This is a genomic window from Paracraurococcus lichenis (genome assembly GCF_030657435.1).
GTDB classification, from domain to species: Bacteria; Pseudomonadota; Alphaproteobacteria; order Acetobacterales; family Acetobacteraceae; genus Paracraurococcus; species Paracraurococcus lichenis.
The window spans coordinates 20,403-33,755 of record NZ_JAUTWS010000057.1 but is presented as its reverse complement, the minus strand read 5'-3'; the positions used below and the strand labels follow the sequence as shown (position 1 = coordinate 33,755).

General features: G+C 67.9%; 16 protein-coding genes and 2 pseudogenes. 10 read left to right on the top strand and 8 right to left on the bottom strand.

Features of this window, described 5'->3' with window-relative positions:
* From Q7A36_RS30840 to Q7A36_RS30825, 4 genes are all read left to right on the top strand, one after another.
* Nucleotides 1–562, top strand: a 562-nt coding sequence (locus Q7A36_RS30840; protein WP_305107625.1) for a hypothetical protein, incomplete at its 5' end; no start/stop codon positions are given.
* 152 nt (nt 563–714) lie between these two features.
* Nucleotides 715–1,152, top strand: a complete 438-nt coding sequence (locus tag Q7A36_RS30835; RefSeq protein WP_305107624.1) for a hypothetical protein — start codon at nt 715–717, stop codon at nt 1,150–1,152.
* Nucleotides 1,153–1,161: 9 nt separating this feature from the next.
* A complete protein-coding gene (locus tag Q7A36_RS30830) occupies nt 1,162–1,302 on the top strand; it encodes a hypothetical protein (RefSeq protein WP_305107623.1) in 141 nt (46 codons plus the stop codon).
* A 17-nt stretch (nt 1,303–1,319) separates the two neighbouring features.
* Nucleotides 1,320–2,867 (top strand): family 16 glycosylhydrolase, encoded by a 1,548-nt coding sequence (locus Q7A36_RS30825; RefSeq protein ID WP_305107622.1) that lies wholly within the window; start codon nt 1,320–1,322, stop codon nt 2,865–2,867.
* 436 nt (nt 2,868–3,303) lie between these two features.
* Here Q7A36_RS30825 and Q7A36_RS41730 read toward each other — a convergent pair whose 3' ends face one another.
* Nucleotides 3,304–3,510: a GNAT family N-acetyltransferase gene (locus Q7A36_RS41730; protein WP_370655731.1), complete on the bottom strand. Its 207-nt coding sequence runs from the start codon at nt 3,508–3,510 to the stop codon at nt 3,304–3,306.
* A gap of 3 nt (nt 3,511–3,513) precedes the next feature.
* Nucleotides 3,514–3,765, bottom strand: coding sequence for a GNAT family N-acetyltransferase (locus Q7A36_RS30820; RefSeq protein ID WP_305107621.1), 252 nt, complete (start codon nt 3,763–3,765; stop codon nt 3,514–3,516).
* A 372-nt stretch (nt 3,766–4,137) separates the two neighbouring features.
* On the opposite strand from Q7A36_RS30820, the gene Q7A36_RS30815 reads away from it, so the two are divergent.
* Entirely contained in the window at nt 4,138–5,676 is a 1,539-nt protein-coding gene (locus Q7A36_RS30815; protein WP_305107620.1) for an amidase, read from the top strand.
* A gap of 155 nt (nt 5,677–5,831) precedes the next feature.
* On the opposite strand, the gene Q7A36_RS30810 is transcribed toward Q7A36_RS30815, so the two are convergent.
* Genes Q7A36_RS30810 through Q7A36_RS30800 form a run of 3 tightly spaced genes read right to left on the bottom strand, consistent with a single transcriptional unit; the run spans nt 5,832 to nt 7,461 of the window.
* The gene (locus tag Q7A36_RS30810; RefSeq protein WP_305107619.1) at nt 5,832–6,797 is read right to left on the bottom strand and encodes a recombinase family protein; all 966 of its coding nucleotides are present in this window, start codon (nt 6,795–6,797) and stop codon (nt 5,832–5,834) included.
* On the bottom strand, nt 6,797–7,066 hold the full coding sequence (locus Q7A36_RS30805) for a hypothetical protein (RefSeq protein ID WP_305107618.1): 270 nt from the start codon (nt 7,064–7,066) through the stop codon (nt 6,797–6,799). Before Q7A36_RS30805 ends, Q7A36_RS30810 begins: the two co-directional genes overlap by 1 nt.
* A 14-nt stretch (nt 7,067–7,080) precedes the next feature.
* Complete coding sequence (locus Q7A36_RS30800) at nt 7,081–7,461, bottom strand: hypothetical protein (protein ID WP_305107617.1); 381 nt, start codon at nt 7,459–7,461, stop codon at nt 7,081–7,083.
* 427 nt (nt 7,462–7,888) lie between these two features.
* Here Q7A36_RS30800 and Q7A36_RS30795 point away from each other — a divergent pair, with 427 nt between their 5' ends.
* The 3 genes and pseudogenes from Q7A36_RS30795 to Q7A36_RS30785 all read left to right on the top strand — a co-directional run bounded on the left by Q7A36_RS30795 (nt 7,889) and on the right by Q7A36_RS30785 (nt 9,346).
* The gene (locus Q7A36_RS30795) at nt 7,889–8,143 is read left to right on the top strand and encodes a hypothetical protein (RefSeq protein WP_305107616.1); all 255 of its coding nucleotides are present in this window, start codon (nt 7,889–7,891) and stop codon (nt 8,141–8,143) included.
* A gap of 371 nt (nt 8,144–8,514) precedes the next feature.
* Nucleotides 8,515–8,880, top strand: a complete 366-nt coding sequence (locus Q7A36_RS30790) for a hypothetical protein (protein WP_305107615.1) — start codon at nt 8,515–8,517, stop codon at nt 8,878–8,880.
* Nucleotides 8,881–9,031: 151 nt separating this feature from the next.
* Nucleotides 9,032–9,346, top strand: a pseudogene (locus tag Q7A36_RS30785) (HU family DNA-binding protein).
* Between the two features lie 30 nt (nt 9,347–9,376).
* On the opposite strand, the gene Q7A36_RS30780 reads toward Q7A36_RS30785, so the two are convergent.
* On the bottom strand, nt 9,377–9,766 hold the full coding sequence (locus Q7A36_RS30780; RefSeq protein ID WP_305107614.1) for a nuclear transport factor 2 family protein: 390 nt from the start codon (nt 9,764–9,766) through the stop codon (nt 9,377–9,379).
* A gap of 407 nt (nt 9,767–10,173) precedes the next feature.
* Between Q7A36_RS30780 and Q7A36_RS41725 the strand changes: the two are divergent.
* A pseudogene (locus Q7A36_RS41725) lies at nt 10,174–10,293 on the top strand (transposase); the annotation flags it as partial.
* Here Q7A36_RS41725 and Q7A36_RS30775 read toward each other — a convergent pair.
* Both Q7A36_RS30775 and Q7A36_RS30770 read right to left on the bottom strand, forming a co-directional pair.
* Nucleotides 10,290–10,706, bottom strand: coding sequence for a nuclear transport factor 2 family protein (locus tag Q7A36_RS30775; protein ID WP_305107613.1), 417 nt, complete (start codon nt 10,704–10,706; stop codon nt 10,290–10,292). The pseudogene Q7A36_RS41725 and the gene Q7A36_RS30775 overlap by 4 nt on opposite strands.
* A 399-nt stretch (nt 10,707–11,105) precedes the next feature.
* Entirely contained in the window at nt 11,106–11,600 is a 495-nt protein-coding gene (locus Q7A36_RS30770; protein ID WP_305107612.1) for a DUF3291 domain-containing protein, read from the bottom strand.
* A gap of 229 nt (nt 11,601–11,829) precedes the next feature.
* Here Q7A36_RS30770 and Q7A36_RS30765 point away from each other — a divergent pair, with 229 nt between their 5' ends.
* The gene (locus Q7A36_RS30765; RefSeq protein ID WP_305107611.1) at nt 11,830–13,179 is read left to right on the top strand and encodes an IS1380 family transposase; all 1,350 of its coding nucleotides are present in this window, start codon (nt 11,830–11,832) and stop codon (nt 13,177–13,179) included.
* Nucleotides 13,180–13,353: the final 174 nt, after the last annotated feature.

Genomic DNA, 13,353 nt, shown 5'->3' with positions numbered 1-13,353 from the left:
TAAGGACGCCGAGGACCTGACGCGGGGCATCCTGCTGGAAGCCGAGGGCAACGACCCGCCGCCGGTGACGCTGCTGGATGCCGGCGGCGGCAGCAACGCCCTGGCGACGGTGCTGGAGCGCGACCGCGGCCTGTTCACCCGGCTGGAAGCCCGCGGGGTGGCCGTGGTGATGCTCTGGCACTGGACGCCGCGGGCGCACGACCTGGCGTTGCTGCAGGCCTTCGAGGCGCTGGGGGTGCGGCCCACGGCAACGGCGATGGTCCTGAACGGGGCGCATGCCCGCGAGGGGTGGGATGCCTACGACGGCCTGCGCGGGCAGCCGATCTACCAAGCGGCACTCCGGGCCGGCGCGGCCGAGGTGTGGATGCCCGCGCTGCGGCAGGACGTGGCGCTCGAGGTCGAGCGGAAGGGGCTGCTGTTCGGGCACGCGCGGCACGGCCGGGTGCCCGAGTGGCGCCAGGGCGTGGCGCCGGTGGATGGCGATGCAGCTACCGAACTCGGCCTGTGGATGGAGGATGTGGCCCCGGAGTGGGCGCCGATCGGCAGTTGGGTACGGCCGTGATCGCCACCGCGGCCGGCCGCCCCGATCTGCGCGACACGGTCCTGCGGCTGCGGGAGGCGATGCGGGCACGGCCGAGGTCGCCAGAGTCCCCGGCGGCCGCTGCGGTGGTGACCCCGGTGCCGGCGTCCGCTGGCCCAGCGGAGCCCAGGGCAATGGCCGAGCCCGAGACGGTGGAGGCGATTGCCGCCGAGGTGGAGACGCTGCTGCGGGAGGCGCTGGCCCACCCGGGCGTGCAGCGGGACAGCGTGCGGCTGGTGCTGGCCTGCCATGCCGCGGCGGCCCGGCTGGCGCCGGCGCAGGTGCGCGAGATCCGCGCGCTGGTGGCGGGTGCGCGGGAGCCGATGACGGCCGAGGAGCGCGAGACCTGGAAAGCCGACTTCATGGCCTTCGTGCGCGAGGGCCTGGCGCGGCTGGAAGCGGTGCACCGGCAGGGGGCGCAGGACTACGGCCTGGCGCTGCGGGATGAGACGCGGCGGCTGGTACGGGCGGCGGACACCGCTGCGGTGTGGCGAGCCGCGTGGGCCATGGGCTTGGCCTGGGTGGCGGGTGCGGTGGTGGGCGGGGCCGTGGTGGCCGCGCTCATGCGCTAGGCAAGGGAGGTGGCGATGCGGGTTCTGGCGCTGCTGATGGTGCTGGGCATCCTGGGCGAGACGCGCACAGGGGGTCTGAGCGGCTGGTCGGTGCTGGCCGGGGTGCTGGTGCTGTTCGTGCTGATGCGATCCGCCGAGCGGACGGGCTGAGGGAGGCGATGATGCGGATGCGGATGACGCTCGCGGGCGCCCTGCTGGCGGTCGCTTCCATGGGCCCGGCGCTGGCGCAGACCACCACCACCAACGGCCGGCCGCTAACGGCGGCGGAAATCGCGCTCGGGTTGCTGTCCGGCACAATCAAGCAGACCGCGACCTTCTCCGCGGCGGGCGGTGCCGCGGCGGGACAGAGCACGGTCATCGGATCCGGCCCGGACGCGCTGACGCTGCAGGTGAGCCAGCAGCGGTACCAGGGCGACGCCGTAGCGACGGTGCTGGTGGACGGCCAGCCGGCCGGGACCTTCGCCGTCAGTGCCCTGCGCGGGCAAGGCGCGGATACGGTCACGCTGCGCGGCAACTGGGGTGCCGGGCAGCCGGACGTGCAGGTGGTGTTCGAGGACGCCTTCGACGCGAACGCCGACTGGTCCGACCCGAACAAGGTCATGGCCACCGGCAAGCAGGACCGGAACGTCTTCGTCGAGGGGATGACCTACAACGGCCAGACGGTCAGTGGCGGCACGCTGGCGCTCTACAACAGCAGCAGTGCCAGCAGCGTCAGTTTCACCGGGGTGGCAGCCTACACGGCCAGCGGGCGCACTACCGTGGGCACGGTGGGCGGTAGCACCACGATGGCCAGCACCGGGGCCGGGCCGCAGACCGGTGGGGCGCCGCAGGCGGTGCTATCGGGCGATACGCCGGCCAGCGGCGGCATGACCGACGAGCAACTGGCGGCGGTGCGGCAGTATCTGAACGGCGGCCGCGGCGCCGAACTCACTCCGGGCCAAGCGGCGGCGGTGACGGCCGGCAACCCGCTGCTGGCGGCAGCTGCGGCGCAGGGCCACGACACCACTGCGGCTGCGGGGCAGGTTGTGGCGCAGGCGGCGGCCGGCCAAACGGCGCCGAGCCTGCCAGGATTCACGGTGCAATGGATGGAGGACTTCACCTCGGGCAAGTGCACGGGGTTGCTGTCCAACGTCTGGGGGCCGGGCGTGCGGTGCCCGGGGCCGGGCGTCATCACGCTGTCCAGCACGTCCGACAACCAGGACAGCGGCGCGATGACCCGGCCAGAGGGGTACGGCTCGCAGGCGCCAGGTGGCGGCTGGGGCTACGGCTTCTACAGCTTCACGCTCAAGGTGACGGGCGCGGCCAAGCCGGGCCCCTACGCGCAGGCTTGGCCCGGCACCGATGTGTGGCCGGGGCCCGAGCTCGACGTCATGGAGGTGCTCGAGGACGGCACACCCTACGGCACGGTTCACTGGAAAGGCGGCAGTGGCGACAACCAGTTCCGCTCGGTGCGCTACGAGGGCGTCAACGTCCTGGATGTGCACACCTATGCGATGTTGTGGCTGCCGGGACAGATCCGCTTCTACGTGGATGGCAAGCAGTACGGCGATGCGATCACCGAGAACGTGCCGGCCGATGGCGCGCATGGCGGCGAATGGCTGGCGCCGGGCGTCGGCATGCAGACCTGGTGGAACAGCGGCGCTGCCCACGGGGTCGGCATGGAGGTCTACAACGTGAGCTATGCCACGGTGGACGTCGTCCAGGCGGCGAAGTGAGCACGATGCGGACCAGGGCCGACACACGTTGAGGCTGGTGGTTTCAATGCCGGCAGAACAGACCTTCCACCGCCTCCGGGTTGCAGCGGCCCGGCTCGGACTGCCGGCCTGACAGCGTTTACCCGCTGCCCGCACTGTAGCGCCGCCTGCGGTGTCATGCGCGTGAGCGAGGCGCGGGCCGGCGGCTGGTTGGATGCTGTCCTCCGAGCCTGCGCCTGCGGCGCGCCAGCCTCCGCACTGGAGCCGCTGTCTGAGAACGAGGGCCGGCGCGCGGTGTCGCTCGGCATCGTGCTGCCGACCCTGGTCGTGCCGGACCGTTGGCCGCTTGGCTATGCTGAAGCGCGGAACCGGAACTGCCGAATTCAAAACGCTGTGGACAATCTCCCTTCCGCGAGGACCCGAACCGCGATCTCTGCTTCCCGCCTGCATGGAGCTATCAAATGCGTCGCTGCAGGAAGAGGCTGTCGGACGATGCCCGATGCGGCGGGAATGGCTCTCCTGCCTCGTAACCAGCGCGCCTGTACAGGGCCTGCGCCTCCGTGTTGCAGATGCCGACCTCCAGCATGAGCGCGCCGGCGCCGGCGCGTCTCGCCTCGGCCTCTCCCGCGCGGAGCAAGGTGGTGGCGATGCCCTGTCTCCACACTCGCTAGTCCACGATCATGCGCCGAAGCTCGGCCGTGCCGTTGCCACGTACAATCACGACGCCCAGGCCGACCGCTACGCCATCCCGACGCGCGACAAGGAGGCGGGTGTCGGGCGCTGTCACGGCCTCAGGCGTGGTCGGGCGGCGGCGTCCGCACGGGTAGAGCCGGGCCGCGACTACGTTCGAATGGGCCAGCAGGGCCGCGACCGCTGCCTGCAACGGGTCTTCCACACCGATGACCAACGCCTCTGCCATCACGCGAGCATGCCAGGGCAGACCAGTCGCGCACCAGCCTAGGCTGATGACGAATGGGTGCCGCCCGTATGGCTGTCGCCTCCGGCAGGCGCGCTACCGCGGCAGGCGATCCTGACCGGACATTCGTACTGGATTTCTGCACTACGTAGGCCGCTGACCGGCGGGCAAACCGCTGGTGGTGCGAAACTCTCGATTCCATTACACGAAACTCAATCCGGAACTGTGGGGTCCGACGTCCGCCTCCGACGGGCATGCCTCGGGCGCTACAGGAGCACGAACGAAATCGGGGACAGAATGCTACGACTGCTCTTTAAAAGGAGCGATTAGTGTTCGGCCTCGGGCTAACGATCGGCCAGCGGGAGGACAAAGCACATGTCAACAGGCAAGCCAGAGCTGGGCCTAACTGCGGCCGCAGTGGAAGGTCGGGGTGGGCTCAGGGAAGCCAGCGACCTGCCACCAGCGAGCGGTATGTCTGACTTGGTGATGCTGGACGCGGTAGAACTCTCACACGCGATCCATGCGAAGCGTGTCTCCTGCCGCGAGGTGATGGAGGCTCATCTTGACCACATCGGACGCATGAACCTGACCGCCAACGCCATCGTGTCGCTTCGGTCACGCGAGGCCCTGGTGGCGGAGGCGCGGGAGCGCGATGACCGTCTTGCCCGCGGGGAGCCCATGGGTTGGATGCACGGTTTCCCCCACGCGGTGAAAGATTTTGCCGCCACGGCAGGGTTGCGTACCACCTTCGGATCGCCGCTGTTTGAAGATCATGTCCCGCAAACGGATGCCATCATTGTCGAGCGGATGCGCGCCGCAGGCGCTATCATCATCGGCAAGACGAACACTCCAGAGTGGGCACTCGGGTCGCAAACCTACAATCCCGTCTTTGGGACGACGACCAACGCTTACGATCCCTCGCGGACAGCGGGCGGCAGCAGTGGTGGCGCCGCGGTAGCGCTGGCGCTGCGGATGGTCCCAGTGGCGGACGGAAGCGATGCCGCGGGTAGCGTGAGGAACCCGGCAGGTTGGAACAATGTGGTTGGCCTCCGCCCCTCAAGGGGCCGCGTGCCGTACGGGCCAACACCCGAGGTCTTCGTCCAGCAGTTCGGCACTGAGGGTCCGATGGGCCGCAGCGTCGCTGATACCGCCATGCTGCTCGCCGTCATGGCCGGCCCGGATGCGCGCAATCCGCTCTCGCTCGAGGAAAACCCTCGAATCTTTGCCCAATCTCTGGAGCGGGACGTTTGCGGCCTGCGCGTTGGCTGGCTGGGTGGCCTCGCCGAGCAGCTTCCCTTTGAGCCCGGCGTGCTGGACCTGTGTCGAAGCGCACTCGGCACTTTCGGGACGCTCGGCTGTATCGTCGAGGACGTCAAGCTGGACTTCCCACGCGAGCGGATCTGGGACAGCTTCGTCACGCTGCGCAGTTGGATGACCGCGGGCACGCTGCAGCCGCTCTACACCGATCTGGCGAAGCGCGCCCACTTGAAGCCGGAAGCAATTTGGGAGGTCGAGACGGGGATGGGGCTGTCCGGCAACGAGGTGTTTGCCGCATCGGTTGCCCGCTCTGAGCTGTACCAATCCGTCCGCGGATTGCTCGAGCGCTTCGACTACCTTGTACTTCCGACCGCGCAAGTGTTCCCCTTTGATGCCGAGACACTTTGGCCCAAAGAGATCAACGGCACGCAAATGGACTCTTACCACCGCTGGATGGAGGTGGTGGCTCTGCCAACGTTGTGCGGCTTGCCGACGATTGCCATGCCGGCTGGCTTCGACCCGCGAGGCCTGCCAATGGGCCTCCAGATTATCGGCAGCTGGCGTGACGATCTCGGGGTACTCCAGCTCGCCAAAGCATTCGAGAGCGCGGCTGACTGGACACATAAGGTGCTACCCCCTGTGCTGCAAAGCTCTTGAGTTTTGCGCCGCGCGCGGCCTCCTCGGTCCATCGTCGGCGATATCCGGCTTTTACCTTTCCGGCTGTTCTGCGGCCGTGTTGCAGCGCAGGCCGACTTGCGGCTGGAGCGGCGCGGGCAGGCCTCCTTTCCTGCCCACCCCCATGTCGCCTTGCGTCAGCCCGTCACGGCGTCGGCCCCCAGCGCCTCGACGAACAAGCCCTCGATCGCCTCCACGGCCGCGCCCTGGTCACGCTCGTCGCGCAGCCAGTCCGGCACCTCGCGGTTGGCGGCCAGCACGGCGTGGATCGTCTCAACCTTGGCCGCGGCGGAGAGCTTCGGGTGCCGCTCGACGGTGCGGATGCGGTGGGCGAACTCGGCCTCCCACAGGTCGGGATCGCCCATGTCGCGGCAGGTGCCGTCGCGGCTGCAGATCGGCCACGCCATAGCGCGCCAGCTAATCACGGCGGCGTTGTCGTTCCCCGGCGCCGCATCGCCGGCGGCGTCGGCCACTGCCGAGGCGGGCGGCACCGGGTTGGCCACGGCAGGCTCAGCGGCAGCCGGCGCTGCCGCCAGATTCGGCACATCCCTCGGCTCCGTCGCTATGTCGGCCGCCTCCTCGACCGGAATCACGCCGCACAGCGCGTCCGGGAAGGCGTCGCGAATAGCAAAGCCACGGGCGCGCAACATCAGCATTCGTTGGGGATACGTTACCCAGGGCGTCGGCCCGTTCGGCCCGGTCTTGCCCCACAGCCGGGCGCGCTTGGCATCGGCGACCGAGAACGTCCGCCGCACCGGCGGGTGACCCCGGCGCACGACCTCGCACCAGCCGTGGCAGTCGTCGCCCTCGCCTTCCACGCCTTCGCGTATGCTGGCGCAGGCGGGATGGGCGCGGACAAGGGCGAGTGCCGCGTCGCCCCAGATAGCAGGGCGGCCGTTCACGACGGCGATGCCCTGCAAAGCTTGCCGCGGACCGAGGCCGACCTCGTGACCCCAGAGCAGGGCGCCGAGTATGTCGGCAGCCTTCCCTCGGTAATCGCGCGGGATGAGGCTGGATTGCGCCAGCACCTCGGCGAGGCGCATCAGCTCTGTGACGGTGCTCGGCGTGTGCAGCACACCGCGGCTGAGCATGGGTGCGGTCATCAGTGCCGACCCTCCACCTCGGGCAGAACGGGGATGGCGAGCGCGGCCAGCGCATGCGCAGCCTGATGGCCGGCGCAGACGTGGCGGACGCCATGCGCCCGGCAGACCCGGATCAGGTGCTCGGCTTCCATGGTACGGCCGAGTTCGATGGCGACGAGGAGCCGGGCGCTGGCGCGCCCGGTCCCGGTGGTGAGGTCCACCCTGCTGGCTGCCGAGCGCAGGAAGTTGCTCGACAGCGTCACGGGCGGCAGGCTGGGAGTGGTGCCCATGGCCCTGCCCTCCCCTACGCTGCTGCTGCGCGGCTGAAGGTGACGCTGACGCCCGAGAAGGCCGCCAGCACCTCAGCCGCGGCCCTCCGCTCGGTCGCGTCGTGCGCCGGCGCGTAGTGCTGCGGTACGGTGGCGACCAGGCTAAGGAAGGCGAGCACGGCGGCGAAGGCCGCGTCCTCCCTCACGCCCTCGGCCAGCGGCAGCCACTCGCCGTAGCGCAGGTGGTACGCCGCCCGGAACGTGGCGCCGTCGGCGAAGACCTCGCAGCAGCGGAGCCCGGCCGTGACGAGCGCGATATCGCCCGGGTGGTGCGGCGAGGGGTGCTCAATGATCGTCACGCCCGGCATGGCGGCGAGACGGTCGCGGCTGGACTGGTCTATGGAGAAACGAGCCACGGTCCTGCTCCTGATAAGCGGGGTGGTGGTCAGGGCCGGGTGGGAAGGTGGAAGCTCCTGCTCGGCCCGCTTCGCCTCTTCTTGCGAAGCACAAGCATAGTACCATATAGTACTGAACAGGGTACATTAAGCTATGATACGCCGTCAATTTGTAATTTGTGCCGCTCTCGGAGTGTATTAATGCTTCTTTTATGAGCTGCGATACTGTATTCTCAATCGCGCGCAGGCCAATGAAAACCACCCCATACCGGCCTGTGTCTTTCAGCATGGCGACGCTTCGGTTCAGAGCCTGCTCGTTGCTTCAGGTCCAGCCGGCGCCGACCTGCCCAACCGCCGTGCCACAACAGAGCACCAGCCCGTGGCGGCGCGGTTCGCATCCTGCAACAAGGACCATTCGTTCTTGCGGCGAGTCAGCTGGAGCGGCGCCGTGCGGACCACCAACGACCCGGCCTCACTACCACTCCGCATCCAAACCGTCGCGGCTGGTGCCTCGGGAGGGTCGAGCTACAGCTATCGCGGCGCCACCGTCCAGTGCCCGCCGGGCGACCATGTTTGCAACTTCAACATGGATGGCCATCCGTTGTCCGGCGGGGGCACCTTCGGTGTCGCGGGCACGATCACGCCCTTGATCGCCTACTGGCTGGAGCACGAGGCGCTGCCGCCGTACCGGCAGCCACGGTGAGCGCCGGCGCCACTGCCGGAGTGTGGCCGGGGCAGCGGCGCCCGGCTCCTGCGCGACTACCCCGGCGCCGCGGTCCTGGACGACTGCCGAACCTGCGACAGGGTTGGCCGCTACAGCCTTGCCAGGCTGGTCGCCCGCTTCGGGCCGGACGCTGGCCTGCCCGTGTGCTCGACGCCTTCGCCGACGACTGCCTCCGTCTCGGAGGTACTGGGCACGACGGTGACCTATGCGGGGCAGGCTTCCCGCACCTGGCGCGGGCCGTCCGCCTCCGCCCGGACAAACACTGACCACGCCGGGGCCCGGTCGGAACATCTGACCGGCGCGTGCGAGAGCCCTTGCGGCGAGGGCGGGCGATGGCCTTGTCTGGGTGCATGACTCATTCCGAAGCCAACACCTTCAGCCCCGCCGAGCGCGAGCTCATCCGGCGTGAGTTCGGCCAGCGCTTCGGCAGCTTTCCGTCGCTCGCCGAGGGCATCTTTCTCCGCCGCTGGCGCACCGGCCCGCAGGCGGGCACGGCCAAGATCCCGAAGGTGGTGGCTGGCCTGATCGAGCGTGGCCTCGTCGCGCTCTCGCCCGAGCCGGTGAGCATCCTGGGCACACGCGCTTTCTTCACCCCGGCCGGCGTCGCGGCGCTGCGGGTGTTGCTGCAGGACCGTCGCGCGATGGACCCAATGCGTTACGGCCACCTGCGGCGCGAGCTCGGGCTCTACCCAATCGAGACCGATCACGCCGCGTAGCAGTCATGGTGTCAATTGGCCGGGCATGCAGAACCCATCGGAGGCGTGAGGCGAGCACGGCCCGCGACCGCAATTCCTTGACGCCGGGCTGCAGGTCCAGGCAATCAGCGGCGCCGCCGCATGGTGCGTCGGCGCGTGAAAGAGTTGCCCCTTGTCCAAGCGCTTACTAACCGATGTCATCGTTGAATCCACCGGCATGCCGGCCAGCCGGGCCGGCGTGCTTGCCGCCGACATCATCGGCGCGATCCGAGATGAGATCATCAGCACCGGCCGCTTTACCCTCCCAGAGTTCGGCGGGTTTGTTGTACGCGAAACCAAGGCGCACACCGCGTTGAACCCGCGCACCGGCTAGCAGGTCAAGGTCAAGGCGGGTGCGACGGTGAAGTTCAAGGCCAGCCCGTTACTGAATGAAGCGGCCCTCGCTGGCCTGAAGAAGGCCAGGCGGAAGGCGGCGCGCCAGGGCTGAGCATCACTGCCACACCGCAGCTCTGTGACATCATCTCCGGCGGGGCTCCACGATCTTCCAGTACGAGTCCTTTTTGACGACCTTGCCGTCACGAAACTCGAAGAAGTCGCAGCCGCGCACCTCGATCCGCTCACCCGTCGCCGCGACCGTGCCCCGGAGCGTCCACTTCGACATCCCGGTCTCCCCAGCGATGTAGTGGGTATCATCGCCGTAGGTTATGTCTGGAATGCCGTCAAAACGGCCGCGAAGGGCTTCGCGCACGGAGCCGAAGCCCTCGTAACGGCTGCCCCACGGATCCGGCCCGCGCGGCATCTCCAATGCGCAGTCTTCAGCGAAGAACGCCATCACGCGGTCCACGTCGCGGGTGTTGAAGGCGGCCAGGATCGCCTCGAGAAGTTTGACTGTGGGTGACTGTTGCATGCTGCACGCCTCTCTTCCCGTCGGACTCATCCCCCCTTAAACATAGCGCGAGGTGATCCAGCGGTACGCAAACAGCCCCGGATGTACGTGATCATGGCAGGGCTCACGAAGGCGATCAACCAGCGCTTTGATAACGAGGGTATTGCCACGTGATCCGCAGTGGGCGCGGCTCCGGATGCCGGCCTGATCGCGCTTGTGCGCTACCCGCGTTGTAGCACCGCTTGTGGGATCATGCGCGCGATTGAAGGGCTGGCTGGACGCGATGGTTTGGGTCCACACCTGCGGTGCGCCCGTCTCCGCGCCGAGGCCGCGGTCGAAAGCGAGGGGGAAGCGCGCGCAGGTTAATCCCCAATGCTGAGGGCACAAAACCAACTTCGGTAGCGATCGCCGTCTAAGCAGGGCTCGCGCCCAGCCCCTACGCCAGCGGCGACCGGCACCAGGAGCAGGGGATCTCGAAGGCCGGCAACCCGCTGCTGCGCAAGAGCATGATCGGGCGTGCGTGGCTCTGGCTGCACTACCAGCGTTAGCCCCAGCCAAGTTCCTTCATAGCCCAACCGGCATTCCAGATCTTGGTCATGTGACGGATTTTATCTCCGGCAAACTCAATGACATAGACATAGTCGGTGTGGGTCGTCTTTCCGGTGGGTGGGCATGGCTCATCCTTACCCGTGTGTGTGCCTGAGAACACGCCGAAGACCGACACATTCTGCCGTCCCTCATCGACTGCAAAGGACTTCACGACGTAGTGGCCGTCGGGCAGCACCTTCATCAGCCAGTTCATCCAGTTAGTGTACTCCTGCAGAGTGCGCAGGTTCGCAAGCGGTTCCGCCTGCGCCGTGAACGTGGCAGCGGGCGTGCAGTAGGCGCTGCACACCTCCCAGCCCTTGCCAGTATCGCACGCTTTGAAGAAGTTTTGAGCTACTTCGACAATCGATGACATGGATGTCTCCCCGTGTTTTGGTCGATGCCGCGCGCAGATCACTGCCTACAGATGCACGATGCTTCACGCGATGCAGCTAAGTCGAGAACTAAAGCGAGTTGGCCAGCGGCAGTTAGCAGTGTATTCGTAAAGCGCTACTAAGGATAGCCCGGAGGCACCTGGGGCAAATTCACGGGCGCCGCCGTGATGCGGGCGCTGCTGCAACGGTAGAACTTCCTGAAAAGCAGCGGTTTTCCGGGCCGGTTCAGCCGTTGCTGCACCTGCGTGCCCTGGAATTTGCCCCGGGTACAGCCCAGAGCAGAGCGCAGGTCGTGCTGCGAGGCTGCCTTGCGAAGATCCTCCCGCCTCAAGGTGTTGGCGACCTGCTTGACACTGACGGTTCTCTATGCGGGTTCAATGTCAATGCCCGCGCCGGCTCCTGAACGCCGCGGAGGTCGGTCCCAGGTCGTTCAGCCTCTCCAACCTTCGACAAGCATTTTCCCAAGTCGGCGTTTCGTCATCGTCCACCCACCACAGGACGTAGGCAGGCCACTCCGGCCTGCGGAACCACTCCCCACGCTTGGCGAGCGCCGCCTTATGTAGGCCGCTATAGGCAAAGCGGCGCGCCGCCTCGATGTCGCGCCAGAGCGAGAGGGTGCTGGCCTGGGTGACCTCGCCCGGCACGATCCCTCCATCGTAGAACCGTAGAACGGCGAAAAGACACCATCGCCCATAGACCTGTCCAAAAGCGGGGCGTGCAGGGTCTGGCTTTGCTGATTGGGCCGTGGCAATGAAGCCGTCCGAGCGCCCCGCCTCGGCGAAAACAGAGGGGAGCGCGGCGGCGAAGCCGCTCAGCATGTCCGAGCCCCAGACGCCCTTTCCTACGGCGAACGTGTAGAGAGCCAAACGCGGCATTGCCGCCTCCTTTGTTATGCCCCACGCACTGGAGGCTAGGGATGTGCGTTCGGCCAGGATCGCAGTACGCTTCGCGTACTTCTCAAAGCCCCGCATTGTTCCGTTAGCGCCGGGTGCATTCGAGCACCGCTAGCCCGGATCATTCACGCGGGCTGACGGGCATGGTGCAAGCCGTTGAAGCTACGTAGGATTCGGCTGCGACCCCAGAATCCTTCGCTCGCCGGAGACCATGCCCGCCAAGGTTGAGAATGCCCTGCCGCTGCCCGGTCTGTCACCGGTCGGCGGCAAGTCGCTGGTGGCCCGCTTCGACGGCGGGCGGTTGTCCTCCGATGGCGGCGTGCTGGCGCTGCGCGAAATCGAGCGCCGCCTCGGCATCGCCGACCGGCTCGCCGCCTGCCTCGACGATCCGCGGGCGCCCGCGCAGGTCACGCACCGGCTGGCCGACATCATCCGCTTCCGGCTGTTCATGATCGCCGCCGGCTACGAGGACGGCAACGACGCGACGGCGCTGCGGCATGACCCGGCCTTCAAGCTGGCGCTCGATCGGCTGCCCGGGGCGACGGCGCTGTGCTCGCAGCCGACCATCTCGCGGCTGGAGAACCTGCCGGACACGCGTGCCCTGCTGCGCATGGGGCGGGCGATGGTCGCACTCTACTGCGCGAGCTTCCGGCAGGTGCCGAAGCGGATCGTGCTCGACATCGACGACACCTTCGACCCGGTCCATGGCGAGCAACAACTCCGCCTGTTCAACGCCTACCACGACGGCTACGGCTTCCAGCCGCTGCTGGTGTTCGACGGCGAGGGACGACCGGTCACCGCCATGCTGCGCCCGGCCAAGCGTCCGACCGGTGCCGAGGCGCGTGCTTTCCTGCGTCGCCTGGTCCGCGAGATCCGCAGCCACTGGCCGCGCGTTGAGATCCTGCTCCGCGGCGACAGCCATTTCTGCACGCCGGAGGTGCTCGACTTCTGCCGCCAGGCCCGCCTCGACTTCATCCTCGGCGTCGCCACCAGCAGCACGTTGCGCCAGCACGTCCTGGCGCTGGAGCAGAGCACTGCGGTCCGGCAGGCGGCACACCCGGGCGACGGCAAGCTGCGCCGCTACAAGGCGTTCCACGACGGCGCCCGCAGCTGGTCGCGGGTCGAGCGGATCGTCGCCCGCGTCGAGGCCGGACCGCTCGGCACCGACACGCGGTTTGTCGTCACCAGCCTGACGGGCGGCAGTCCGCGCACACTCTACGAGGACCTCTATTGCCAGCGCGGCCAGGCGGAGAACCACATCAAAGCCTGGAAGCAACATCTGGCCGCCGATCGCACCTCGTGCTGCCGGGCCACCGCCAACCAGTTCCGCCTGATGCTGCACACCGGAGCCTACTGGCTGCTCTGGTCCATGCGCAGCCTGATGCCGAAGCGCTCGGCCTGGCGCGTCGCGCAGTTCGACACGCTGCGCCTGAGGCTGATGAAGCTCGCCGTGCGGATCGTCGAGCTGAAGACCCGCATCGCGCTACACCTCCTCTCGGCCTGCCCGGACCAGGCCATCATCCGCCTCGTGCTGGACCGCCTGCCGCGGCTCATCTGCTGAACGGCGGGGCATCGTGCCCCGCCAGAGACCAAGCCTCGCAACCCGCCAGACCCGCGATCCGCATCCCGACGCCCGGCATCAAAACCGGCGTCGCGCAGCCGTGGCCGCACAACCGGGCCGCAACCTACCCGGCCGCCGGAATGAAGCCGCTGGGAACGCCGTGAATTTTCCCCG